This window comes from Actinomadura alba, from assembly GCF_014323705.1.
Classification (GTDB): Bacteria; Actinomycetota; Actinomycetes; order Streptosporangiales; family Streptosporangiaceae; genus Actinomadura_C; species Actinomadura_C alba.
Genome location: NZ_JABVEC010000019.1, coordinates 144,977 through 169,766, shown reverse-complemented (window position 1 = coordinate 169,766; position 24,790 = coordinate 144,977). Strand labels below are relative to the sequence as shown.

The 24,790-nt window shown below is 69.2% G+C and carries 21 protein-coding genes; 15 read left to right on the top strand and 6 right to left on the bottom strand.

The features are described from left to right. Nucleotides 1-33: 33 nt before the first annotated feature. Nucleotides 34-582 (bottom strand): 2-thiouracil desulfurase family protein, encoded by a 549-nt coding sequence (locus HKK74_RS24310; protein ID WP_187245636.1) that lies wholly within the window; start codon nucleotides 580-582, stop codon nucleotides 34-36. A gap of 208 nt (nucleotides 583-790) precedes the next feature. Between HKK74_RS24310 and ctaD the strand changes: the two genes are divergently transcribed. Continuing rightward, nucleotides 791-2,437, top strand: a complete 1,647-nt coding sequence (ctaD, locus tag HKK74_RS24305; protein ID WP_187245635.1) for an aa3-type cytochrome oxidase subunit I — start codon at nucleotides 791-793, stop codon at nucleotides 2,435-2,437. A gap of 13 nt (nucleotides 2,438-2,450) precedes the next feature. Here ctaD and HKK74_RS24300 read toward each other — a convergent pair whose 3' ends face one another. From HKK74_RS24300 to HKK74_RS24290, 3 genes are read right to left on the bottom strand one after another with little or no spacing between them, the layout of a single operon-like run. Continuing rightward, nucleotides 2,451-3,272, bottom strand: a complete 822-nt coding sequence (locus HKK74_RS24300) for an SDR family NAD(P)-dependent oxidoreductase (RefSeq protein ID WP_187245634.1) — start codon at nucleotides 3,270-3,272, stop codon at nucleotides 2,451-2,453. Continuing rightward, nucleotides 3,269-4,291 (bottom strand): AurF N-oxygenase family protein, encoded by a 1,023-nt coding sequence (locus tag HKK74_RS24295; protein WP_187245633.1) that lies wholly within the window; start codon nucleotides 4,289-4,291, stop codon nucleotides 3,269-3,271. The genes HKK74_RS24300 and HKK74_RS24295 overlap by 4 nt, the downstream gene beginning before the upstream one ends. Continuing rightward, nucleotides 4,288-4,956, bottom strand: a complete 669-nt coding sequence (locus HKK74_RS24290) for a TetR/AcrR family transcriptional regulator (protein WP_187245632.1) — start codon at nucleotides 4,954-4,956, stop codon at nucleotides 4,288-4,290. Before HKK74_RS24290 ends, HKK74_RS24295 begins: the two co-directional genes overlap by 4 nt. Before the next feature lie 143 nt (nucleotides 4,957-5,099). Here HKK74_RS24290 and HKK74_RS24285 point away from each other — a divergent pair, with 143 nt between their 5' ends. After that, nucleotides 5,100-6,311: a pyridoxal phosphate-dependent aminotransferase gene (locus HKK74_RS24285; RefSeq protein ID WP_187245631.1), complete on the top strand. Its 1,212-nt coding sequence runs from the start codon at nucleotides 5,100-5,102 to the stop codon at nucleotides 6,309-6,311. 65 nt (nucleotides 6,312-6,376) lie between these two features. Here the strand turns inward: HKK74_RS24285 and HKK74_RS24280 are convergent, their stop codons facing one another. Next, entirely contained in the window at nucleotides 6,377-8,545 is a 2,169-nt protein-coding gene (locus tag HKK74_RS24280) for an ATP-dependent DNA helicase (RefSeq protein WP_312881712.1), read from the bottom strand. A 198-nt stretch (nucleotides 8,546-8,743) separates the two neighbouring features. Beyond that, nucleotides 8,744-9,949, bottom strand: coding sequence for a PucR family transcriptional regulator (locus tag HKK74_RS24270; protein ID WP_187245629.1), 1,206 nt, complete (start codon nucleotides 9,947-9,949; stop codon nucleotides 8,744-8,746). Between the two features lie 1,004 nt (nucleotides 9,950-10,953). On the opposite strand from HKK74_RS24270, the gene HKK74_RS24265 reads away from it, so the two are divergent. The 13 genes from HKK74_RS24265 to HKK74_RS24205 all read left to right on the top strand — a co-directional run bounded on the left by HKK74_RS24265 (nucleotide 10,954) and on the right by HKK74_RS24205 (nucleotide 24,788). After that, nucleotides 10,954-11,613: a hypothetical protein gene (locus HKK74_RS24265; protein ID WP_187245628.1), complete on the top strand. Its 660-nt coding sequence runs from the start codon at nucleotides 10,954-10,956 to the stop codon at nucleotides 11,611-11,613. 469 nt (nucleotides 11,614-12,082) lie between these two features. Next, complete coding sequence (locus HKK74_RS24260; protein ID WP_187245627.1) at nucleotides 12,083-13,567, top strand: DUF6801 domain-containing protein; 1,485 nt, start codon at nucleotides 12,083-12,085, stop codon at nucleotides 13,565-13,567. A 59-nt stretch (nucleotides 13,568-13,626) separates the two neighbouring features. After that, on the top strand, nucleotides 13,627-14,562 hold the full coding sequence (locus tag HKK74_RS24255) for a hypothetical protein (protein WP_222722656.1): 936 nt from the start codon (nucleotides 13,627-13,629) through the stop codon (nucleotides 14,560-14,562). A gap of 37 nt (nucleotides 14,563-14,599) precedes the next feature. Further along, nucleotides 14,600-15,718 (top strand): ABC transporter ATP-binding protein, encoded by a 1,119-nt coding sequence (locus HKK74_RS24250; RefSeq protein ID WP_187245626.1) that lies wholly within the window; start codon nucleotides 14,600-14,602, stop codon nucleotides 15,716-15,718. After that, a complete protein-coding gene (locus tag HKK74_RS24245; protein ID WP_187245625.1) occupies nucleotides 15,715-16,503 on the top strand; it encodes an MlaE family ABC transporter permease in 789 nt (262 codons plus the stop codon). The genes HKK74_RS24250 and HKK74_RS24245 overlap by 4 nt, the downstream gene beginning before the upstream one ends. A 4-nt stretch (nucleotides 16,504-16,507) precedes the next feature. Beyond that, complete coding sequence (locus HKK74_RS24240; RefSeq protein WP_187245624.1) at nucleotides 16,508-17,350, top strand: MlaE family ABC transporter permease; 843 nt, start codon at nucleotides 16,508-16,510, stop codon at nucleotides 17,348-17,350. A gap of 49 nt (nucleotides 17,351-17,399) precedes the next feature. Further along, nucleotides 17,400-18,707 (top strand): MCE family protein, encoded by a 1,308-nt coding sequence (locus HKK74_RS24235; RefSeq protein WP_187245623.1) that lies wholly within the window; start codon nucleotides 17,400-17,402, stop codon nucleotides 18,705-18,707. Beyond that, a complete protein-coding gene (locus tag HKK74_RS24230; protein WP_187245622.1) occupies nucleotides 18,704-19,735 on the top strand; it encodes an MCE family protein in 1,032 nt (343 codons plus the stop codon). Before HKK74_RS24235 ends, HKK74_RS24230 begins: the two co-directional genes overlap by 4 nt. After that, entirely contained in the window at nucleotides 19,732-20,742 is a 1,011-nt protein-coding gene (locus tag HKK74_RS24225; RefSeq protein WP_187245621.1) for an MCE family protein, read from the top strand. The genes HKK74_RS24230 and HKK74_RS24225 overlap by 4 nt, the downstream gene beginning before the upstream one ends. After that, on the top strand, nucleotides 20,742-21,821 hold the full coding sequence (locus HKK74_RS24220) for an MCE family protein (RefSeq protein WP_187245620.1): 1,080 nt from the start codon (nucleotides 20,742-20,744) through the stop codon (nucleotides 21,819-21,821). Before HKK74_RS24225 ends, HKK74_RS24220 begins: the two co-directional genes overlap by 1 nt. Further along, nucleotides 21,821-22,984 carry an MCE family protein gene (locus HKK74_RS24215; RefSeq protein WP_187245619.1) on the top strand — a complete coding sequence of 388 codons (1,164 nt, stop codon included), beginning with the start codon at nucleotides 21,821-21,823 and terminating at the stop codon, nucleotides 22,982-22,984. Before HKK74_RS24220 ends, HKK74_RS24215 begins: the two co-directional genes overlap by 1 nt. Beyond that, nucleotides 22,984-24,258: an MCE family protein gene (locus tag HKK74_RS24210; protein ID WP_187245618.1), complete on the top strand. Its 1,275-nt coding sequence runs from the start codon at nucleotides 22,984-22,986 to the stop codon at nucleotides 24,256-24,258. The genes HKK74_RS24215 and HKK74_RS24210 overlap by 1 nt, the downstream gene beginning before the upstream one ends. Beyond that, complete coding sequence (locus tag HKK74_RS24205; protein ID WP_187245617.1) at nucleotides 24,255-24,788, top strand: Rv1363c family protein; 534 nt, start codon at nucleotides 24,255-24,257, stop codon at nucleotides 24,786-24,788. The genes HKK74_RS24210 and HKK74_RS24205 overlap by 4 nt, the downstream gene beginning before the upstream one ends. The last annotated feature ends 2 nt before the right edge of the window (nucleotides 24,789-24,790 follow it).

The window sequence follows — 24,790 nt, the reverse complement described above, 5'->3', positions numbered from 1 at the left end:
TGGGTGCGTTTCCGCCTCGGGCGGTCCGGCCGGTCAGTGCGGCGACTCGAGTTCGTCGAGGAAGGCGGCCGCCGCTTCGAGCTGGTCTTCGCCGAAGACCCGGATGCCGTTGCGCTGGAGAAGGGCCGTAGTGACACCGCCGCCCGGTACTGGGATGCCGGTGAAGCTGCCGTCGTAGATCCGTCCGCTCCCGCAGGACGGGCTGCCCTCCTTGAGCACCGCCATCCGTACCGCGTACCGCTGCGCGACCTCCAGGGCCTGCTCGGCACCCCGTACGAAAGCGGCGGTGACGTCGATCCCGCCAGCGGTGCGCACCTGCGCGGTTCCATCGAGCACCGCAGCACCGCCGGTCACCGAGCCGTCGTCGGCGGGCAGCGGCCCGGCGCTCCCCGGACCGGGGGCGCTCGAGATTTCGGCGGGCGGCCGAGGGACGGGCAGCCCACCGGACACCTCGGGACAGCAGGACAGCAGCCGGCCCTCCGCTCGCCAGTTCGCAAGGATCTCGTCATCGCTGCGTTTCGCCGTGCCGTCGTATCGCACTGGCCGGCCGAGCAGGCAGGCGCTCACGAGGATGCGTTCCACCCCTCCACGGTAGCCCCGCTGGTCGGCGGCGGTGCCCCGGCGCTCAACGGGCGGCCGGCACTGTGCGGCGTTGCCGGGCACCGGAGGTGTAGATCCCGGCGGCGCACTTCTATGCGATGACTTGGGCATTCGCAGGAAGAGGTCGCCTTGCGGCGCGCGTCGGGCTCCGCGAATAGTGAAAAGGACCGTCTAGCCGCTGGAGTCCGCCATGGTCCTGCTCGGCCGCCCGCTGCCAGAGGCACCGCCGCGGCAGCGTCCACGCGGCTCGCTCATCGTGTCGTGGCTGACGTCCACCGACCACAAGGTGATCGGATACCTGTACCTCATCACGTCATTCACAATGTTCCTCCTCGCAGGTCTGATGGCCGTCCTGATGCGGGCCGAGCTGGCTGCTCCGGGGCTGCAACTCATGAGCGCCGAGAACTACAACGAGTTGTTCACCATCCACGGCACCGTGATGCTGTTGTTGTTCGCGACCCCGCTCTTCACCGGGTTCGCCAATGTCGTCATGCCTGTCCAGATCGGCTCTCCGGATGTCGCCTTTCCGCGACTGAACATGCTGAGCTACTGGCTCTTCCTGTTCGGCGCCGTCATCGTCCTGGCATCCTTCTTCACCCCGAACGGAGCGGCTGAATTCGGCTGGACCGCCTACGCGCCGCTCAACAGCAAGGAACGGAGCCCGGACATCGGCAGTGATATGTGGGTGATGGGCCTGGTGCTGTCGGGTGCGGGTACGATCCTCGGCAGCGTCAACTTCGTCACCACCATCATCTGCATGCGCGCTCCGGGCATGACGATGTTCCGCATGCCGATCTTCTGCTGGAACACGCTGCTGACCAGCCTTCTCGTGCTCATGGCCTTTCCGGTGCTGGCGGCGGAACTGCTGGTCCTGGCGGCCGACCGTAAACTGGGCGCGCAGGTCTTCCAGGCCTGGGCGGGCGGGGCGCTGACCTGGCAGCACCTGTTCTGGTTCTTCGGCCATCCCGAGGTGTACATCGTCGCGCTGCCCTTCTTCGGCATCGTCACCGAGATAATCCCGGTGTTCAGCCGCAAACCATTGTTCGGCTATGTCGGGATGGTGGCCGCCACCATCGCCATCGCCGGCCTCTCCATGGCGGTGTGGGCGCACCACATGTTCGCCACCGGCCGGGTCCTGCTGCCCTTCTTCGCCTTCATGACCTATCTGATCGCGGTGCCGACGGGGGTGAAGTTCTTCAACTGGGTGGGAAGCATGTGGCGGGGGCAGTTGAGCTTTGAGACCCCGATGCTGTTCTCGATCGGGTTTCTGGTGACGTTCCTCTTCGGTGGCCTGACCGGAGTCATTCTGGCGTCACCGCCGCTGGACTTCCACGTCACCGACACCTACTTCGTCGTCGGCCATTTCCATTATGTCCTCTTCGGCACCATCACGTTCGCCATGTTCGCGGGCTTCTACTTCTGGTGGCCGAAGATGACCGGTCAGATGCTGGACGAGCGGCTCGGGAAGATCCACTTCTGGACGTTGTTCGTCGGCTTCCACATGACGTTCCTCATCCATCACTTCGTCGGCGCGAGGGGCATGCCGCGCCGGTACGCGGACTATCCGAAGGAGTTCTGGGCTGAGAACGCGATCTCGAGCGCGGGGGCAGGGCTGCTCGCCTTCTCGACACTGTTCTTCCTGTACAACGTGTACATCACCACGCGGCACGCCCCGAGAATCGCCGTGGACGACCCCTGGGGTTACGGGAACTCGCTGGAGTGGGCGACGTCCTGCCCCCCGCCACGCCACAACTTCCTCTCGATGCCACGGATCCGGTCGGAGCGGCCCGCGTTCGATCTGCACTACCCGGTCCAGGAGCGCAAACAGGTGGAATGACCGTCGGGCGGGTTCACTCCACCTGGCGGCGGTAGCGGGCGACGGCGATCCGCGCGGCGCGTACGGCACCGCCGGGGGACAGCCGCGCGGCGCGCCAGGCCGCACGGCCGGAGGCGGGCGCCACGATGAGCGCCTTGTTGCGCCTGATGCCGTGAAGGACGTCCTTCGCGAGTGCCTCGGCCGAGTAGAGGCGCGGCTGGGCCTGCTTGGCGAAGGTCCGGATGTTCTTGCTCATCTCCGTCTGAGGCAGCCCCGGGTTGCCGGTGGTCAGCAGCGGCGTGTCCACGAAGCCCGGGCAGATCACGCTGACCTTCACCCCGCGGCCGGCGGCCTCGGCGCGCAGGGCGAGGCTGAGGCCGACGACGGCGAACTTCGACGCGGTGTACGGGATGCCCATCGGCATGGGCACCAGGCCGGCGAGTGACGCGGTGTTGGCGATGTGCCCGTACCCCTGTTCGAGCATGATCGGGTAGGCGGCGTGCACGCCGTGCACCACACCGCGCAGGTTGACGTCGAGGGCCCTGTTCCAGTGGTCGAGCGTGAGCTCCTCCGCAAGCCCGCCGACCGCGATCCCCGCGTTGTTGAAGACCAGGTCGAGCCGCCCGTGGTCGGCCTTGACCGACTGGTAGTGATCGGCGACGGCTTCGGCGTCGGCCACGTCCAGAACCGCCGCGTACGCCTTGCCCGGGCCGTGCTCTGTGAGGGCCTCGGCCACCTCGGCCACGCGGTCGCCATCGAGGTCCGAGATCGCCACCGTGTCGCCGCGGGCCACGAGCGCGGCCGCCAGGGCGCGCCCGATGCCGGACGCGCCGCCGGTGACGACCACCACGCTCATCGCGCCTCCCGCCCGTCGGGACGTGCGGTCTTACCGCCGGCCGTACGGGCGGCACGGGGCTCGTCCCAGATGCCGTTGGCCCGCCAGAGCCGCCGGCTCACGGGGCCGACGAGCCCGAGTTCGACGGCGAGCTCGCGGAGTTTGCCCACGCAGTCGCGGATCTCGGCCTTGGCCAGCGGGCCCTGGTAGGCCTCGCGGACGACGTCCTTGGGGATGCCGTAGTGGCGCACCATCGGGCCGGGCGGCGACAGCATGATCCGCGCCATGATGCCGAGGACTCCGGGGGTGAGCAGGCCGAGCGTCCAGCGGCGGATCCGGATCATCTTCGGTACCCGGTGCTTGAGGTAGTGCCGGGCGAAGGAGATGTGGCGCGCCTCCTCGGCGATGTGGATGCGCACGATGGTCTCGGCGAGCGGATGCATCGTGTGCCCGTTCTTCAGCATCTTGCGCTGCACGTAGTCGATCGGGTCCTCGCCGCCCAGGACGAAGATGAAGAACATCTCCGTGGACAGGCGCGGCACCCACGGGACGATCCGCGCGAGGAGGTCCAGTGACTTGGGCATACCGCGGATCGGCAGTCCGCTCCGGTTGACGAACTCCTGGAACATCATGGAGTGATGTCCCTCTTCGACCAGCTCATGCATGGCGTAGCGGTACTCGGGGGAGCCGTTGCGCAGCTTGTAGGCGTAGGTCAGCAACCCGCGCTGGAGCAGGTTCTCGAACTGCAGCCCGATCTTCATCGCGGTGGCCGTGCGCCAGAGACCGATCTCGGCTTGCATCTCGACGGGCTGGGACCGGTACCACTCGGTGGCGCCGAGCCGGTCGATCGGGGGCAGGATCCAGCGCGGGTCCTTCGGGTCGACCTGGCAGTCGGGGTCGTCCCACGGGACGTCGGCGTAGGCGTCCCAGTGCTTGTCGACAGAGGCCTTGGACAGCCGGTCGATCACGCTGACATACGACGCGCGGTCGCTCACCTTCTCGCGCGTCTCCTCGCTCAGGGCGATGGTCGGTCGGGTCATCGGAGGCTCCCTTCACCTGGGGCGGCCGGGGGGTTCGGGACGAGGACTCGGGCGACGCTCTTGATGTGCGCGAGCACGGCGGCCTGGTGGCCGTGGACGTCACCGTCGAGGGAGTTCTGCAGGGAGAGCCCGACGAACATCGCGAAGACGGCGCGCACCATCGTGTCGGCGAAGTCCTCGGGCAGCGTGGTGCCCGGGAACAGCCGGCCGAAGGTCTCAAGGATGACCTGCAGGACGCGCTCGTTGATGTCGACACAGAGCGGCTTCAGCTCGTCGTCGGTGCGGGCGGCCACCGAGAGCTCCAGCAGCGCGAGCGCCGGTGGCTGCCGGAAGACGTTCCAGAGCAGGTCGAGGGCGCCTTCGACGTTGCGCCGCTCCGGCGGCAGGATCGCGTACGCCTGCTCGTAGGCCAGCCGCTGCCGCTCCAGCAGATGTTCCATCGCCGCGGCGACCAGGCCCATCTTCGTGGGGTAGTGGTGCTGCTGCGCTCCGCGCGACACACCGGCGCGGCCGGCGACCTCGGTGGTCGAGGTGCCCGACCAGCCCAGCTCGACCAGGCAGTCGACCGTGGCGTCGAGAAGGCGCGCCCGGGTGCGCGCCCTGCGCTCCTCCTGCGTACGGCCGGTGCCGTCGTCCCTGTGGCGCCGGCGGCTGCTCAGTGGCATGGCTCGACGGTAAAGCCGTACAAACATGCAATCAAGCCTGCTTGTATGTTGCGGGCGTCACACTATTGGATCAATCGTCTATTTAGTCGCCCCTGGTGATAACCGAGAGAAGCCTGTGGCCGCGCGCGGCTATGGTTGCCTTCATGCAGGTCATCCAGTCGGACAAGCTCGCGAACGTCTGTTACGACATCAGGGGCCCGGTGCTGAAGCGGGCCAAGCAGCTCGAGATGGAGGGGCACCGGATCCTCAAGCTGCACATCGGCAACCCGGCGCCGTTCGGGTTCGAGGCGCCGGAGGAGATCCTCCAGGACGTCATCAGGAATCTGCCGGAGGCCCACGGCTACAGCGATTCCAAGGGCATCCTGGCCGCCCGCCGAGCCGTCGTACAGCACTATGAGCAGGTGGGCGTCGCCGGTATCGACGTCGAGGACGTCTACCTCGGCAACGGGGTGTCCGAGCTGATCGTCATGTCCCTGCAGGCGCTGCTCAACAACGGTGACGAGGTGCTGATCCCGGCACCCGACTACCCGCTGTGGACGGCCTCGGTGTCCCTGTGCGGTGGCACGCCGGTGCATTACGTGTGCGACGAGGCACAGGACTGGAACCCCGACCTCGCAGACATCGCCGCCAAGATCACCGACCGTACGAAAGCGCTGGTGATCATCAATCCGAACAACCCGACCGGCGCCGTCTACTCACGTGAGGTCCTGGCGGGCCTCGCCGAGCTGGCCAGGGAGCACAACCTGCTGCTCTTCGCCGACGAGATCTACGACCGGGTGCTGTACGACGGCGTGAAGCACATCAACATGGCCTCGCTCGCGCCGGACGTGCTGTGCCTGACCTTCAGCGGGCTCTCGAAGGCCTACCGCGTGTGCGGGTTCCGGTCCGGGTGGATGGCCGTGTCCGGCCCGAAGGACCACGCCGGGTCCTACATCGAGGGGCTCGAGATCCTCGCCAACATGCGGCTGTGCCCCAACGTGCCGGGCCAGCACGCGATCCAGGCGGCACTCGGCGGCCGGCAGAGCATCAAGGACCTGGTGCTGCCCACCGGCCGGCTCGGCGAGCAGCGCGATCGGGCCGCAAAACTGCTCAACGACCTGCCCGGGGTGAGCTGCGTGAAGCCTCAGGGCGCGCTGTACGTCTTCCCGCGTCTGGACCCGGAGATGTATCCGATCAAGGACGACGTGCGGTTCGCCCTCGATCTGCTCGAACAGCAGAAGCTGCTGGTCGTGCAGGGCTCCGGGTTCAACTGGCCGTGGGCCGACCACTTCCGCGTCGTCACCCTGCAGCGCGCCGACGACCTCGAAGAGGCGATCGGCCGCATCGGCGAGTTCCTCGCCGCCTTCCCCGCCTGAGGGCGCACCGTCCTTCGGTACTCCCATCGTGCGGACGGCATGGTTCCGTCCACCTCGGTGCGTGGTCAGTCCGCGTCGATACGGCGGAGCGCGGCGCGTACGACCTCGGGGTCCGTGGTGGTCCAGAAGGGCGGCAGCGAAGACTTCAGGAAGCCGCCGTATCGGGCGGTGACCAGTCTCGGGTCCAGGATCGCCACCACGCCCCGGTCGTCCATCGAGCGCAGCAAACGCCCCGCGCCCTGCGCGAGCAGCAGAGCCGCATGAGTCGCGGCGACCGCCATGAAGCCGTTGCCGCCGTGCGCCGCCACGGCCCGCTGCCGAGCCGACGACAGCGGGTCGTCGGGCCGGGGGAACGGGACCCGGTCGACGATGACGAGCTGGAGCGAGGGTCCGGGTACATCGACCCCCTGCCAGAGCGACAGCGTGCCGAACAGGCAGGTCCGCTCGTCCTCGGCGAACCGTTTGACCAGCAGCGAGGTCGAATCCTCGCCCTGGCACAGCAGTGGATGGTCGAGCCGCTCCTTCAGCTCCTCGGCCGCCTGGCGGGCGGCGCGCATCGAGGAGAACAGCCCGAGGGTACGGCCGCCCGCCGCGCCGATCAGCTCCGCGATCTCGTTGAGACAGACCTCGGGCAGACCGTCCCGGCCCGGCTGGGGCAGGTGCTTGGCGACATAGAGGATGCCGGCCCGCGGATGGTCGAACGGCGAACCCACGTCGATTCCCGACCAGCGGAGCTCCTTGGCCCGCTCCTTGCCCGGCTTCTGCGCGGCGTCCGCACCGGTGCCCTCTCCGCCGCCCGCGGACCCGCCGTCGGCCGCCGGCTCGCTCGCGGGCGTACGCTCCGGTTCCGGCTCGGGTTGCACCGTGGACGCCTCGGCGACGGCTCCGGTGGCGGATGACCCGAGCGGCGGAAGGCCCCACTGGCGGGCCAGCGGCTCGAAGGATCCGCCGAGGGTGAGCGTCGCCGAGGTCAGGATCGCCGTCCGGGTCTCGAAGAGACTCGCGCGCAACAGCCCGCCCACCCCGATCGGCGCGACGTGCAGCGTGGGCGGCCGCTTGCCCTCGAAGTGCTGCTCCAGCCACACCACGTCCCAGCGCTTGGCGAGCTCGGCCTCGAACGCGCCGAGCAGCCGTACGGCCGTGTCGTGCACGTCCTCGACCGACGACCGGGCGGCCCGCCGGGCGGCCAGGTCGCCGGGGTCGCCGTCCTTGGGCTCGGGGCCGAGCGCGCTCACGCAGGCGTGCGCGGCGTCGCGCAGGACGGCGAGGGTCTCGCCCAGCGGAGCCGAGAGCATGTCCATCCGGCCGGCCGGCTGTTCGTTGAGCAGCAGCTTGAGGCTCTCCGCGGCCTCCTGGAGGCGGTCGGCGAGGCCCTCCTCGATCAGCCGGCCGCACCTGCGCGCGGCGGTCTCGACGGCGGCGCCGCTCAGGTCGTCGGTGTCGACCGAGGTGACCTTGTCCACCAGTTCGTGCGCCTCGTCGATGACCACCACGTCGTGTTCGGGCAGGACGTGGAACTCCTCCAGCGCGTCGATGGCGAGGAGGGCGTGGTTGGTGACGACGATGTGGGCGTCGCCCGCCTCGGCGCGGGCCATCTCGGCGAAGCAGGTGGTGCCGTGCGGGCAGCGCTGGGCGCCGAGGCATTCCTTGGCGGTGACGGCGACCTGGCGCCAGGCCTGCTCACCGACGCCGGGGACCAGCTCGTCGCGGTCGCCGGTCCGCGTCTCGTCGGCCCAGTCGTGCAGCCGCTTGATCTGGCGGCCGAGGCCGGACAGCGCCTGCGGGTCGAACAGGCCCTCCTCGGGGTCCTCGGGCGCGCCGGTCTGCACGCGGTGCAGGCACAGGTAATTGCGGCGGCCCTTGAGGATGGCGAAGTTCAGTGTCTTCCCGAGCAGCGGTTCGAGGGCCTCGGCCAGGCGGGGCAGGTCCCGGTCCACGAGCTGCTGCTGCAGCGCGATCGTCGCGGTGGACACCACGACGGTGGTGTCGGCGGCGACGGCGTGCCGGATGGCGGGGATCAGATAGGCCAGCGACTTGCCGGTGCCGGTGCCCGCCTGCGCGGCGAGGTGTTCACCGGACTCGATGGCGTGTTCGACGGCCTCGGCCATGGTGACCTGCCCGGGTCGCTCCGCGCCCCCGATGGCCTGGACGGCGGCGGCCAGCAGGGTGGCCACGTCAGGGATCTCGGCATCGGAGTCGGTGAGGCGTGGGGCTGGAGCGACAGGGGCAGGCACGGCCATCCACGTTACCGTCCGTGCGGGCTCTTCGGACCGCAAGCGCCGAGGTGACGCGGATGTCAGCGCCGGATCATGGTGCATCTCATCGCCGAGTAAGCTCGGCACTTCGGTCACGCCGATCTGATTCGCGAACGAATCGATGGTTCCACCGGGATGTGACGCGCATATCGGAGGGTGGTGTGGAGGGCGGGTGGCTTACGGTGTCGATCCCGCCCTGAGCCGCGTCGCACGCAGCACGAGTTCTAAGGCGAACCGCGCGTCGGGGTCCTTGAGTTGGTCGCCGAGGATCCGGTCGAGCTGCCGGATCCGGTAGCGCACCGTCTGCGGGTGGATGTCGAGAACGTCGGCGATCTCCGCCGCGGTGCCCCTGGTCTCCAGCCACGCCCCGAGCGTCTGCGTGAGCCTGTCGCGCTGCCGCGGGGTGAGGTCGTGCATGGGGGCGAATTGCCGCCGGGCGAGTTGGTGGAGCAATGCGGCATCTGACAGTAGCCACAGTGTTACCAGGTGGTCTTCACACCACGTCACGTGGCCGTTGCCGATGGTCCCGGCCCTGTTGAGCGCGAGGGCTTGGCGGGCCCAGCGCAGCGACTCGGCCGCGTCGGTCAGCGGCACGGTGAGTCCGACAGCCGCCCGGTTTCCGGCCAGCACGGTTTCCAGGGCCGCGCGCTGGTCGGGCCCCAACGGGCCGGGGACCAGCAGATGCGGTTCGACGCAGCAGAGGTCGGTGAGCACATCGCGATCCAGCGATGTGCCCGTGCACTGGGCGCCGGTCTGTACGGCGACCAGGGTCACCTCGTCGGGCACCGGCCAATCGGCGAGTTCCGCCAGGTCACTGATCGCCCGGCGGGGTACGTCCGGGCCTTCCAGGATGACGTGCAGGAGTCGTCGGCGCCTCTCCTCCACCTCCTCGGCCGATTGCGCCTTCGCCTCCAGATAGCCCTCCAGAGACAGTGAGGCGAGCTCATCGATGTAGATGAACAGCGCGTCGGCCAGCCGCGTCATGATCGATGAGGAGAGGGTGTTGCGCATGCCGACCTTCATGGCCCGGCGCCAGGCGACATGGGCGCCGATCCGGTACGCGGCCTGCAGGTTGTCCATCGTCCTGCCTTCGAGCGCCTCGAGCTGCCCCAGCCTGCGGCACGTGTCGTCGCGCCGGTCGTGTGGCGCGGAGGGCACGGCGATCTGGTCGACGAATGTGGTGAGGGCCTGTTCCACGCCGCTCCGCAGCGCCTGGCCGTATGGTCCGTCGAGCGGGCGGGCGTATTCGGGGATGCTGCGGCGGATCTCGGTGATGATTTCGCTGCTGAGGCTGGGCAGCTCCGGCCGCAGGACGGCGGCGAGCTGAGGGGGGAGCACGCCCGGAGATTCGTCAAGGCCACCGGATTCGAGGGTCTTCGTCATCGAACTACCTCCGTCCCCGCCGCCGCGGAGCCCTGTATCCCGCGGGTCGGGCGGCGGGGGAGGCCCGCCCGCGGCAGTCCAGCCGGCACGGTCGGCGATCGCGCACGTGGACCACGGACCACTCCCTCGAGTGCGAGGGCCGGCAACGGACCTCCAGCCCAAGGCATGATTCGGATCACACTGAAGGTAACCCGGCGGCGGCCGACCCGCGAGCACAACAGAGTGACTTCACACCGCGCACTCATAAGGAAACAAAGAGTGGCATACGGGGTGCCAAGGAAGCGCGCGGCGGTTTCCCCTGTGTTCTGCGGGTCGGATGGCGGGGAGGCCCGCCCGCGGCAGTGCAACCGACACGGTTTCCGGCTGGCGCATTTATTCCACGATCGTGGCTTGGCTCGGCTCGACAGTGTCCTGGCGCCGGCCGGGCTTTGGCGCAGAAGATCGCTTTCATTCAGCTCGATCGTACGGACACAAAGAGCGATATTCGGGATGCCTGGCGGGCTGTCGACCTCGGCCGGAGCGGCAAAGTACTCACCGGCGCACAAAACCGGGCCGCGCTTGTGTTATATCCGTGATAAGAAATCTGATGATCACGAAATATTCCACAAATCTGTTGCCAGAGTGTTGATTGTCATGTTTCGGGCACGTAACGTACTCGCAAGTAAGGATCACGAATAGCAAGATCGCACCACGGTTGATTCTATCTCCTCATCGTCCGATCGTGATCATACGGCCCTCGTGTCCCGTGTGATGAATCGATCGGAGAAACCGGTGGCTCGTCCACTTATCGTGGGGAAGTCGTTGCTCATCAGTATAGGCGGATGAGCGCTGCGTAGAAAGGGTCTGCCTTTGGGAATCCGCTGATCGCCGCCCTGAGAACAGGGTTCCTGAACGCCTGTCCTTCCGAGAAACCATTGCTTCGAAAACCATCCCACCTCACTTCCACCCCTCGGCCATGCTTTGCCACGAGGCACCGGCCACAGCGATCACGAAGGAAGAAACCTATGCGTAAATTCGCCACCGCCACCCTCATCGCGGGTGCCGCCGCCGCGACGGTCGCGATCGGCGCCACGCCGGCCTTCGCGGCCACCTACACCGTCACGAACGGCGGGGTTTTCAGCTCCACGAACACGACGAACATTCAGTTCGTGAACGTGACCACCGGCGCCAGCTTCACCTGCACGAACTCGAGCGTGCCGGGCAACGCGCCCAACGGCACCGGCCTGTCCGGTGTCCCTATCGCCACCCTGGCCGGCGCTCAGGGAAACGGCACCTTCACCAACTGCACCGGAACAGGGGGCAGCACGGGGAGTGCGACTCTGACCTCGGGCAGCCTCAACCTCAACGGCTCGCCACCGGTCGGTGGCGTGACGACAGGGACGATCGCTGGGATCAATGCCAGCCTCACCCTCTCGAACCTGTTCGGGACCTGCAACGCGACAGTGACGGGAAACGTCGGCGTCAACACCGTGACGTACACCAACTCGACCTCCACGCTCAGAATCTCGGCTGACACCGCCCGCCCGACCAGCCTGAGGATCGGAACTGCCAGCGGCTCTGGCTGCGCGGGCCTGATCAACCCCGGTAACTCGACCACCTTCCAGGGCTCCTACAAAGTCACCACCAGTGGCAGCACCTCCGGCCCGGTGATCAGCAGCCCGTGACGACTGACACCGAGCTCTAGCGGCTGAGAGCCCGGCCGGGGGTTCGCCCTGGCCGGGCTTTGCGCAACAGCGGATAAAACGCCGGAGTAAAACTTATCACCCTTTGATAAAAATGCCGATATAGATTGCATTGAATGCCGGTATAGATTGCATTTCGGACACGACTACTTGCCGTGGGGGTAATCCGCAAGTAACGTACCCGCCAATAGCAACCCCAAAGCGGCGAGTCTGTCGATTTCGGATTTGTCGGCGCAGGGTTTTCGTCATTCCGGCCATCGGGGCCGCCGGCTCTTCGAGGAGGTCTTCCGATGCTCAGTCGTCGTCTTTTCGCTGCGGTCGCGAAGGCGCCTGCCACCGGTTCGGTCGGGGTGACCATCGGGTGGAAAAAGGTCGGTCCGCTGCCGGGGCCGCTGAGCTCGGCCGTGGAACCGGTTCTTTCCTGGTCGGATCGCGCGACGGGTGGCCGTGGATGAACAGCAGACGCTGGACGCCTCGCATTTGGGCGCGGATCGCCGCCGCCGGGGCGGTTGTGATCGCGATGAGCCTGATCTCGGGCCCGGAGTCGGCGGCCAGTGACCAGCCCGTGGACTCCACCCTGACCTACTCGTGCCCGTTCCCCTCCGGCACCCAGCAGATCACCGCCCGGATCGTCGGCGCCTTTCCCGCGGCAGGCACGGTCGGCCGGCCCATCCAGCCCAGCGACGTGAAGCTGACGGCGACCCTGCCGTCCGCCGCCCTCGCCGACCTCACCAGGCTGGGAGCCGCCTCGGTCGCGGCGTCGGCACGGCTGACCATCACCGTGGCGCAGAGCGGCACCTCCACCAACGTCGCCTGGCCTGGCCTGACCGCACCGTCGACGCCGATCCCCGGGTCCGGCGGGCTGTCGCTCACCGCGTCCGGCGCGGTGCCTCCGGCCACGGTCACGGCGAGCGGCGCCGCGGCCTTCATCGCGGGCCCGCTCAGGCTGGTGCTCACGCCGCGCAAGGCGGACGGCACCGCGACAAGCCCGGACGGCACCGCGACAAGCCCGGACACGCTTCCCCTCGACTGCACGCTCCAACTCGGCTCGAACATGGTCTTGGCGGCTGTTCCGGTGGGCGCACCGGCGAACTCCGCTCCGTCGTCGCCCGGTACCGGTACGGGGGTGGCCGCTCCCCGTACCGCGCGGCAACGGGCGGCAGCCGACGACCCCTCGTGTGAATTCAAGATCGACCTCCCCCCGAGGAGTGCGGACGGCTTCCTGGCCGGGTTTTCGAATGTCAACAAACTCAATGGTGCGGCGCTGATCGGCCGTGAGAATGGGCAGACCACCGGCCATGCGCAACTGAAACTTCTTCATACGTTCGTGGTCAAATTTTCCCCCTGCACCCCCCCAGGTATTTCGAGCGAAACTCACATCCTAAGTTCAGGGAGTCTTGCCTATGGTGTAAATGATCCGTTGTCGCCCGGAAAGCCTCAGTTGCCGCCTGCGAAGGCGACATTCTTGACCTTCGGCATCATGCCGACCACTGCGACAATGGAGCTGACGCAGGCGCCTGGAACCGTCATCGACATCGACGTTAGCGAGAGTGTCCCGGATGTCGGGGATAGAAAGGTAGTGACCATTCTGACGTCCAAGCTGTCTATTCGTATTCGCGATGTTCGGGTCAACGGCGTGCCGCTCGATGTGGGGCCGAACTGCGAGTCCGTAACGCCGATGGCGGTCACGCTCTTCGGAAACCCTCCGGAATACGACCTCAACACCGGTGGGCCGCTGACCGGCACGGCCACGATCCCGCCGTTCTCCGGCTGCGGCGTGGGTGAGGATCTCGATCCCCTCTTCACCGCGTCGGTCTCCGGTCCCGGCAACTTCATGAAGCTCATTCAGGGAAAGCTGTGCGTGCTGGACGAAAACGGAAACCCGGCTGACGGCGTCGGGCAATGCCCGGCGCCACGGCCGGAGCCTCAACGTTGACATTCGTTGGCAAGGACTTCGACGGCAGAGACCTGATGGCAGAAAAGGAGTGACACGCAATGAGTTCCACCAAGAACAAAGTGCGTATGGCGGCGGTCGGGGTGCTCGCGACGCTTGCCGTGGTCGTTCCGAACGGCTCGGCGTCGGCGGCGACGCTCGCCGGTCACTGGGCGCCGTTCACGCGCTGCCCGGTCGACGACCCGGCCATGCTGGCCGCGGACGGTGCGACGTCGGTGGCGCTCTGCCTGGCCTCGCACTCACCGAGCGGCTCCATCAAGCTCGGCAACACCAGCGCGGCGACAGGGGCCAGCGACCTGCAGCTGGGGGTGCTCTCCGAGCCAGGAGCGCAGTCGCTGATCGCGCCGTCCGGCGGCGGCATCGTCGCCGACCCGGCACGGATCCCCGGTGGCCTGCTCGGCCTGATGTGCCCGAGCGACGTGCCGCTGGTCTCCGCCATCTGCCGGCAGGCGACCGACAACAGCCTGAACAACGTCACGGCGACGGTCGAGCCGGCCGGTGCGCCGTCAGGCTTCAGCGTCGCCGCCGGGCTCGGCGCCGGACAGCCGATCCTGTCGCTGCCGGTCAAGATCCACCTGCGGAACCCGCTGCTCGGCTCGACCTGCTATATCGGCTCTGACGCCACTCCGATCGTGCTGAAGCCGGCAAACCTGACGGCCCCGGCCAGCAGCTTCGAACGGTTCGACGCGAACGGCACCCCCAACCCGGCGAACGGCGTCCTGCAGCGGATCACGCTCAGCGGCGCGTCCCAGGGCGACAGCACCTTCGCCGCTCCCGGCGCCACCGGCTGCGGCGCGCTCGGCCTGCTCAACCCGGCGATCAACCTCAAGACGGGCCTGCCGTCGCCGTCAGGCAACAACAGCCTGGTGCTGAACAACGCGACGACCTCACTCGCCGGCTTCAACACCCCGAGCAGCGTCGCCCCCAATCAGGGCAAGGAACTGTCGACCCTCTGGCACGCGGCGGTGACGTCCTAAGCAGGCGGAGATGGAGACGTAGGAAGAAGGCGGTGTGATGGGCATCGAAGTGGCCGTCGAGGGGCTGTCCATGTCGTTCGGCCGGCAGACGGTGTGGGAGGACGTGTCGCTCACCCTCCCGGCCGGCGAGGTCAGCGTCATGCTCGGTCCCTCGGGCACCGGCAAGACGGTCTTCCTCAAGTCGCTCATCGGACTACTCAAGCCCGAGCGCGGCCGGGTGATGGTCAACGGCGTCGACATGGTGCACGCCTCGGAGCGCCGGCTGTACGAGACCCGCAAGCTGTTCGGCCTGATGTTCCAGGATGGCGCGCTGTTCGGCTCGATGAGCCTGTTCGACAACATCGCCTTCCCGTTGCGCGAGCACACCAAGAAAAAAGAGTCCGAGATCGGCCGCATCGTGCTGGAGAAGCTGGAGATGGTCGGCCTGGCCGGGGCGGAGACCAAGCTGCCCGGTGAGATCTCCGGCGGGATGCGCAAGCGCGCCGGCCTGGCCCGGGCCCTCGTGCTCGACCCGCAGATCATCCTGTGCGACGAGCCGGACTCCGGCCTGGACCCGGTGCGCACCGCCTATATCTCCCAACTGCTCATCGATCTCAACGCGCAGATCGACGCCACCATGCTGATCGTCACCCACAACATCGACATCGCCGCGACCGTGCCCGACAACATCGGCATGCTGTTCCGCCGCAATCTGGTCACGTTCGGTCCACGAGAGGTCCTGCTCACCAGCGAGGAACCGGTGGTCGCGCAGTTCCTGAGCGGCAGCCGGGCCGGCCCGATCGGCATGTCCGAAGAGAAGGACGCTGCGACGATGGCGCTCGAGCAGCTCCAGGAGCTCGAGCGGACCGGCGGCGAGGCCGAGGGTGAGGCCGTTCGGTCGATCGCGCCGCAGCTCGAACCCACGCCGGGGCTGCCGCCCCGCGCGGCCGTACAGCGCCGCCGGGAACGGGTACGGAGCATCCTGCCCGGGCTCCCGCCGCCCGCCCGGCAGGCCATCCTCGCCGGCTTCACCGAGGCCGGGCCCGTGCGCGCCGGCTCCGGAGCCGGCCCCACAGCGGTCGGCCTCGGAGCCTACGCCCCCGAAGGCCCCGGGGCCGACCCGGAACTTCCGCCGCTGCCGCGCCGGCGGTCGTCCGGCGAGGGAGGCCGGTCGTGAGCGTTCGGGAGAGCACGTTCCCCGGCGTCGGCGCGCTGCGCCAGACCGGGCGGCTGTTCGCGCTCGCCGCGAGCGTCGTCCGGCTGACGTTCAAGCGTCCCTTCCAGAAACGCGAGTTCGTCGAGCAGTTCTGGTTCATCGCCAGCGTGACGATCCTGCCGACCGCTCTGGTGTCCATCCCGTTCGGCGCGGTGATCGCCCTGCAGGTCGGCTCGCTCACCAAGCAGCTCGGCGCGCAGTCGTTCACCGGCGGAGCGAGCGTGCTGGCGGTCATCCAGCAGGCCAGCCCGCTCATCGTCGCGCTGCTGATCTCCGGGGCGGGCGGCTCGGCCATCTGCGCGGACATCGGGTCGCGCACCATCCGGGAGGAGATGGACGCGATGGAGGTGATGGGCGTCTCGCCCGTCCAGCGGCTGATCGTGCCGAGGGTGCTCGCCGCGATGCTGGTCGCGGTCCTGCTCAACGGTCTGGTCTCGGTCGTCGGCGTGCTCGGCGGCTACTTCTTCAATGTGATCATGCAGGGCGGCACCCCGGGCGCCTATCTGGCCAGCTTCTCCGCGCTCGCGCAACTACCCGACCTCTACATCAGCGAGCTGAAGGCGCTCATCTTCGGTTTCATCGCCGGGGTGGTCGCCGCCTACCGCGGGCTGAACCCGGGCAAGGGCCCGAAGGGCGTCGGGGACGCGGTGAACCAGTCCGTGGTGATCACATTCCTGCTGCTGTTCTTCGTGAACCTCGTCCTCACGGCGATCTACCTGCAGATCGTCCCGGCGAAGGGATCGTGAGCCGATGAGCCTGATCACGCGCGAACGCGCCGCCGCGAGCCTTGACCGGCGGCTGTCCTGGCTGGACCGGCTCGGCGACCAGCTGCTGTTCTACCTGCGCGCCGTGCTGTGGACCCCGAGGGCGATCCGGCGCTATCTCAAGGAGATCCAGCGCCTGCTGGCCGAGGTCGGCTGGGGCAGCGGCGGGCTCGGAGTGATCGGCGGCACCGTCGGCGTCATGATCGCCATGACGCTGTTCACCGGCACGGTGGTCGGGCTGCAGGGGTACGCCGCGCTGAACCAGATCGGAGCCTCGGCGCTGACCGGATTCGTCTCGGCGTACTTCAACACGCGAGAGATCGCCCCGCTGGTCGCCGGCCTGGCGCTGTCGGCGACCGTGGGCGCCGGGTTCACCGCGCAGCTGGGCGCCATGCGGATCTCCGAGGAGATCGACGCGCTGGAGGGCATGGGCGTGCCCAGCCTGCCCTACCTGGTCACGACCCGCATCGTGGCCGGTGTCGTCGCCATCGTCCCGCTGTACGCCATGGGCCTGCTCAGCTCCTACCTGGCCTCGCGCCTGATCACGGTGCTGTTCAACGGGCAGTCGACGGGCACCTACGACCACTACTTCAACCTGTTCCTCACCCCGGTCGACGTGCTGTGGTCGTTCGGGAAGGTGCTGATCTTCAGTGTGATGGTGATCCTCGCGCACTGCTACTACGGCTACCGGGCCGTGGGCGGTCCGGCCGGCGTCGGCGTCGCCGTCGGCCGCGCGGTGCGTACCGCGATCGTTCTGATCAGCGTCACGGACTTCTTCCTCAGCCTGGCCATCTGGGGTGCGACGACGACGGTGAAGGTGACCGGATGAACGCGGCCGGCGGCGCGAGAGGGGACGGGCGGGGAGTGGTGACCAGGCCATGAATCCGGACCTAGGGCGGCACAAGCTCCTGCGCAGGCTGAGCGGGGTGGCCTTCCTGCTGGTGCTCGCCCTGCTGATGTGGCTTTCCGTCGCCGCCTACGACAAGCGGTTCACGCCGGTGGCGATGGTGACCCTGCGTACCGGCAGCGTCGGCAACGAGATGCACCCGCACGCCGAGGTGAAGATGCGCGGCGTGGTGGTCGGAGAGGTGCGGCGGATCTCGGCCGACGGCGGTGGCGCGCGGCTGAGACTGGCGATCCAGCCCGGCATGGTGCGCAGGATCCCGGCCAACGTGTCCGCTCAGATGCTGCCGACCACGCTGTTCGGGCAGCGGTTCGTGGCACTCATCCCGCCGGCGCGGCCGGTGCCGGGGCGGCTGTCCGACGGCAGCGTCATCGAGCAGGACCGCTCCCAGAACGCCATCGAGCTGGAGCAGGTGCTGCGCAACGTCCTGCCGCTGCTCACCGCCGTACAGCCGCAGAAGCTGTCCGCCACGCTCACCGCCGTGGCCCAGGCGTTGCAGGGCCGGGGCACCCGGCTCGGCCAGACGCTGGTCGAGATCGACTCCTACCTGCGGCGGATGAACCCGCAGCTGCCGGCGCTGAACCGCGACATCAAGGAGCTGGTACGGGTCACCCACGCCTACGCCGAGGCCGCGCCGGACATCCTGCAGGCGATGAACGACTTCACCGTCACCAGCAGGACCGTCGTGGAACAGCGGGCCGAGCTGAGCGCGCTGTACGGCACCGTGGGCGGCACGGCCCAGGACCTCGACACGTTCCTGCGGGAGAACCGCGGCAACCTCATCCGGCTGTCCGCCGACAGTCGGCCGACCCTCCGGCTGCTGGCGAAGTACGCACCCTCGTTCCCCTGCACCCTGCAGACGCTGACCGACTTCGTGCCCGCGATGGACAAGGCGCTCGGCAAGGGCACCCGCGAACCGGGACTGCACGTCACCGTCGAGGTCGTGCCGTCGCGGGGCAGGTACATCCCGGGCCGGGACCGGCCGGTCTACCAGGCCGACAGCGGCCCGAGCTGCCCCTCCGTCCCGTACGGCGGAACCGGTGGCGGCTCCGCGTCCGGGGCCGCCATGCCCGGAGCCGTGCCCGTGGCCGGGAGCGGTGGCGGGGCCGCGCCGACCACCGACCGCGGCCGCGGGCTCGGCCTGCCGAACTCGCCGGAGGAGAACCGGCTCGTCAACGAGTTGGTCGCCCCGGCGCTCGCGACGCCGCCGCTGTCCCTGCCGGACTGGAGCAGCGTGCTGGTCGGCCCGATCTACCGCGGCGCGGGGGTGAGGCTGCGATGAAGCGCAAGAGCCTCGCCGGGCCGCTCACCAAGTCGATCATCTTCGTGGTCGTGACGGTACTGGCCACCGCGGTCCTCGCCATCAGCATCGCCAACACCGGAGTGGGCCGGACGGTCGGCTACTACGCCCGGTTCACCGACGTGACCGGGCTGAACCGCGGCGACGGCGTGCGCGTGGCGGGCGTACGCGTCGGCCAGGTCGACAGGATCAGTGTCGTGGACCGCCGGGTCGCCCTGGTGCGGTTCTCGGTTCAGGCGGATCGCCGGCTGCCGGCGTCCGCGACCGCGACGATCAAATATCTCAACCTGGTCGGGCAGCGCTACATCGAGCTCGCCCAGGGCGTCGGACCGGTGGACGAGGACCTGCGGCCCGGTGCCACGATCCCGCTCGAGCGCACCACGCCCGCGCTGAACCTGACCCAGCTGTTCAACGGGTTCCAGCCGCTGTTCGAGGCACTCTCGCCCAAGGACGTCAACCAGCTGGCCGGCGGGATCATCCAGGTGCTGCAGGGCGAGGGCACCACGGTCGACAGCCTGATCACCAGCGTGGGGTCGCTGACGAGCACGCTGGCGACCAAGGACCAGGTGATCGGCCAGGTCGTCCGGAACCTGAACTCGGTGCTCGACACCGTCAACTCCCGCGACGACCGGCTCGCGACCCTGATCACCACGCTCCAGCGGCTGGTCTCCGGGCTCGCCGCCGATCGCAGGCCCATCGGCGAGGCGATCAGCGCGATGTCCGACCTGACGAACAGCACCGCCGGCCTGCTGCAGGCCGGCCGGGCGCCGCTGAAGCAGGACATCGCCGAGCTCGGCCGGCTCTCGCGCAACCTGGCGAACGACTCCCCGACGGTCGACACGTTCCTGCGGAGGCTGCCGACCAAGATGCAGACCATCACGCGCCTGGCCTCGTACGGGTCATGGCTCAACTTCTATCTGTGCGAGGCGAAGGTCACCGGGGTCGGAACGTCCGACGGAAGCTCACCGCCCACGGGCATTCCCGTCACAGAGTCGAGGTGCGAGCGATGACGCCGATCAGGGAACGCGACCCCGTCGCGGTCGGCCTCGCCGGCATCGCCCTGCTCACAGTCATCGCGCTGCTCGCGTACTTCTCCGACGACCTGCCCGTCATCGGCGGCGGCACGACCTACACCGCCGACTTCACCGAGGCGGCCGGGCTGGACTCCGGCAACGAGGTACGGGTCGCCGGGGTCAAGGTCGGCAAGGTCACCGAGGTCGCGCTGGACGGTGCCCACGTCAAGGTGTCCTTCCGGGTGAAGGACACCTGGATCGGCGACGCGAGCACCGCCGCGATCGCGATCAAGACGTTGCTCGGTGAGAAGTACCTCGCCGTCGATCCGCTCGGCGGCGCCCGGCAGAACCCCGCACGCCGCATCCCGGTCGGCCGCACGACGTCGCCCTACGACGTCACCGCCGCGTTCAACGGGCTGGCGCGCACCGTCGGGGAGCTCGACACCGAGCAGCTCGCACGGAGCCTCCAGACGATCTCGAGCACGTTCCGCGACACCCCGCCGGACGTCCGCAAGGCCCTCGACGGCCTGTCCGCGTTGTCGAGGACCATCTCCTCGCGCGACGCCGAGCTCGCCCGGCTGCTGGCCAACACCGAGCAGGTCACCGCGAGCCTGTCCGGGCAGAGCGGCCGGTTCGAGGCGTTGCTGAGAGACGGCAACCTGCTGCTGGCGGAACTGCGGCGGCGCCGGAACGCGATCGGTTCGCTCCTCACCGGGACGCGGGCGCTCGCCAGCGAGCTCTCGGGCCTGGTGGCGGACAACAACGCGCAGCTCGGGCCCACCCTGCGCGCGCTCAACCAGGTCACCACGGTGCTGCATCGCAACCAGAAGAACCTTGACCGGGCCCTCGCGCTGGCCGGGCCGTACTACCGGCTCGTCGGCAACACGCTCGGCAACGGCCGGTGGTTCGACACCTACCTCTGCGGTCTCGTGCCGCCGTCCTACCTTCCACCCGGCACCGCTCCGGACCCCGGATGCGTGCCGCCGAAGCCCGGAGGCGGCTGATGCCCACGGCCAGGCCCGGCAGACGGCTCGTCGCGATCGCCGTCACGGTCGCCCTCGTCCTCGCGACCACGTTGCTGTGGCGGACGCTCCGCGACGCCGGCAGCAAGCGGATCACCGCGTACTTCGAGGTGGCCGTCGGCGTGTACGCCGGTTCGGACCTGCGGGTCCTCGGCGTCAAGGTCGGCAGGATCGACTCCGTACGGCCGGAGGGCCGGCAGGTCAAGGTCACCATGGCCCTGGACCGCGGGGTCGCCGTGCCCGCCACCGCGGGCGCCGTCGTGGTGGCGCCGAGCGTCGTCGCCGACCGCTACATCCAGCTCGCTCCGCCCTATACCGGCGGCCCGCGGATAGCCGACGGCGCGGTGATCCCGGTCGGCCGCACCGCCACCCCGGTGGAGCTCGACCAGCTCTACGCCAGCATCAGCAGGCTGGCCACCGCGCTCGGCCCGGGCGGCGTCAACTCCGGCGGCGCGCTGTCGGAGGTGCTCAAGACCGGCGCGGCCAACCTGGACGGCAACGGCAGGGCACTGGGCGACATGATCCGTCAGTTCGGCTCGGCGACCCGGACGCTGTCGGGTTCGAGCGACGACCTGTTCGCCACGGTCCGGAACCTGCAGAAGTTCACGACCATGCTGAAGAACAACGACGGCCGGGTACGGCAGGCCGAGCGGCAGCTCGCCCAGGTCACCGGATTCCTCGCCGACGACCGGCGCGACCTCGGCGCGGCGCTGAGGGAACTGTCCTCGGCCCTCGCCGAGGTACAGCGGTTCATCCAGGGCAACCGGAGCCTGATCAAGGCCAACGTGGACAAGCTCGCGTCGATCACCCAGGTTCTGGTCGACCGGCGGGCGTCGCTGGCCGAGGCGCTCGACGTCGCGCCGCTCGCCGCCGGGAACGTGCTGAACGCCTACGACCCGGTCAACCAGACCCTGGACGGGCGCGGTGACCTCAACGAGCTGAGCATGGGGCCGGAGGAGCCGATCTCGCCGTCCGAGCTCGGATCCCGGCCACCGCTGCCGTTGCCGCCGGTGGGTTCCGTACACGGGTCGCCCCGGGGCGACCGGGCGGGGGACCGGTGATGGCGATGACGCGCGGTCCGCTGACGAGGATCACCGTGCCGGCCGTCGCGCTGGGCGCCGCGGTGGTGACCGCCGGCTGCGGCTCCGGCGGGTTCACCGGCATCCAGGACCTGCCGTTGCCGGGCGGCGCCGACGTGGGCGACCACCCCTACCGGGTGACGGCGCAGTTCGCCAACGTGCTGAACCTCGTGCCGCAGGCGGCGGTCAAGGTCAACGACGTGGCGGTCGGCCGGGTCACCCGGATCTCGCTGCCGCGGCAGGGGTGGTCCGCCAACGTCACGATGCTGGTCAACGGCGACGTGCGGCTGCCCGCCAACGCGGTCGCGCAGCTGGAGCAGTCCAGCCTGCTCGGTGAGAAGTACGTCCAGCTCGCGGCACCGGCCACGGGCTCGTCCGCGGGCCGGCTGACCGAGGGCGCGGTGATCCCGATGTCACGTACGAACCGCAACCCCGAGGTCGAGGAGGTCCTCGGGGCGCTGTCGCTGTTGTTGAACGGTGGCGGCATCGGCCAGATGCGGACCATCACCGTCGAGCTCAACAACGCGCTGACCGGCAACGAGCCGCAGGTCCGCTCGATGCTGTCGCGGGTCGACACGCTGGTGTCGAACCTGGACACCCACAAGAAGGACATCACCGACGCGCTCGACGGACTCAACCGGCTCTCGGCCACCCTCAACGCCCATGAACGGCAGATCGACACGGCGCTCGACGATCTCAGCCCCGGATTGGCGGTGCTCGAACAGCAGCGGGGCGCCCTCGTCACGATGCTCCGGTCGCTGAACAGCCTGTCCGACGTGGCGGTCGACACGATCGACAAGAGCAAGGAGGACATGGTCGCCGACCTCAAGGCGCTGGCGCCGATCCTGCGGCGGCTGGCCGACGCCGGGCGGACGCTGCCGCAGTCGCTCCAGGTCCTGCTCACCTACCCGTTCACCGACGCGGTGCTGGACGCCGTCAAGGGCGACTACCTCAACGTCTATCTGTCCATCACGGCGCCTCCGGGCACGGTCGTCATCCCGCCGCTGGTCCCGGACCTCGGGTCCGCCGGGGCGAGGGGGCGGCGGCCCGCGCTGCCGCTGCCACCGGTCGGCGGGGGCACGACACCGCCGGCCGGGACATCGCCGTCCCCGGACAGGTCGCCTCGGCCGGGAGGCGGGCACTGATGCTGACCCTCGGTACGAAGCTGAAGAATCTCGCCTTCCTCGTCCTCGGCGTCGTCGTGATCGCCTACATCGGCGCCAACTACGCCGACCTCGGGCGCTACTTCGGGATGCGCGGCTACTACGTCGTCAAGCTCGATCTCGGCGAGACCGGCGGGTTGTACCCGGGTGCCGACGTCACCTATCGCGGGGTGTCCGTCGGCCGGGTCGGCGCGCTCGACCTCACCGGGGACGGGGTCCAGGCCCGCCTGAACATCGACGACTCCGCGCCGCGGATCCCGACCGCCGTCCAGGCGGTGGTCGCCAACCTGTCCGCGGTCGGCGAGCAGTACGTCGATCTGCGCCCGTCCACGGGCAGCGGTCCGTTCCTGGCGGACGGCGCGCTCATCCCGCGGCACGTCACCCAGACGCCGGCCCCCGTGACGCATCTGCTGACCAGCGTCGACGCCCTCGCCGCCTCCGTGCCCCTCGACTCGCTCCGTACGGTGGTGGACGAACTCGGTCAGGCCTTCCAGGGGCAGGGCGCCAACCTCCAGGTGCTGCTGGACACCGGCGGCGACCTCACCCGGGCCGCGTCGGACGCCGCGCCGGAGACCACCCGGCTCATCGTCGACGGCCAGACGGTGCTGCGGACGCAGACGGAGATGTCCGACGCCCTCGTCTCGTTCGGCCGGGACGCGAGGCTGCTGGCCCGCCAGCTCAGGGAGTCCGACGGAGATCTGCGCAGGCTCATCGAGACGGGCCCGCAGGCCGCGCAGCAGGTCACCGGGCTGCTCCGGGACACCGACCCCGGGCTCAGCGTGATGCTGGCGAATCTGCTGACCACCTCGGACGTGGCCCTCACCCGGCAGAACGGGCTGGAGGAGCTGCTGGTCCGGCTGCCCGCGGTGGCGGCGGCGGGCTCGACGGCGATCAACTCCAAGGGCGCCAGGTTCGGGATGGCGTTGACCTTCTTCAACCCGCTGCCCTGCACCGCCGGATACCGCGGCACCACCTACCGCAACGGCCTCGACCTGTCGCCCGCCCCGCCGCTGAACACCTCGGCCCGCTGCACGCTGCCGCCCAGCAGCGGCGTGAACGTACGGGGCTCCGCGAACGCGCCCCGAGGCGGCCGGGTACCGGCCCCGGCGAGGCCGGGATCGCTGAGCCTGACGGCGACGGCCGGCTCGCCGCTGCCGGGTGCGCTCGGCCTGCCGGCGCTGCCCCCTGGGCCGTACGACATGGGTGGGCTGCTCGGGCTGCCGCGCGGAACCGACACGGGATCGGAGAGGGAATGACCGAACCGGAGACGACGCGTCGCGCCCGGGCCCGCCGCCCGCGGCGCCGGGCCTGGGCGCTGGTGCTGGTGGCCGTGGGGTTCGCCGCCTGGTCCGGCTGGTCGTACCTGCGGATCGACCGGGACGCCCTGGACTACGCGCAGGCGCGCGACGAGGCGCTGGCGGACGGGCGCCGGCGGGTCATGGAACTGAACAGCATGGACGGCGGCCGGATCGACGAGGGGCTGCGGCGGTGGCTCGACGCCTCCACCGGCCTGTTGCACGACGAGCTGCGCCGCACCAGCGGCGAGAGCAGACGTCGGCTGCAGAGCTCCCGGACGAGTGCCGAGGGCACCGTCACCGACGCCGCCGTCACGGCCCTGGACACCCGGGCAGGGACCGCTCAGATCATCGCGTCGGTACAGATCAAGGTGACTCCGCGGAACGGCAAGCCCAGTACCGAACGCAGGCGCTACGAAGCCGGGCTGCTCCATACCTCCACGGGCTGGAAGCTCCGATCGCTCACGGCGGTCCCGGTCAGGGGGGCCTGACC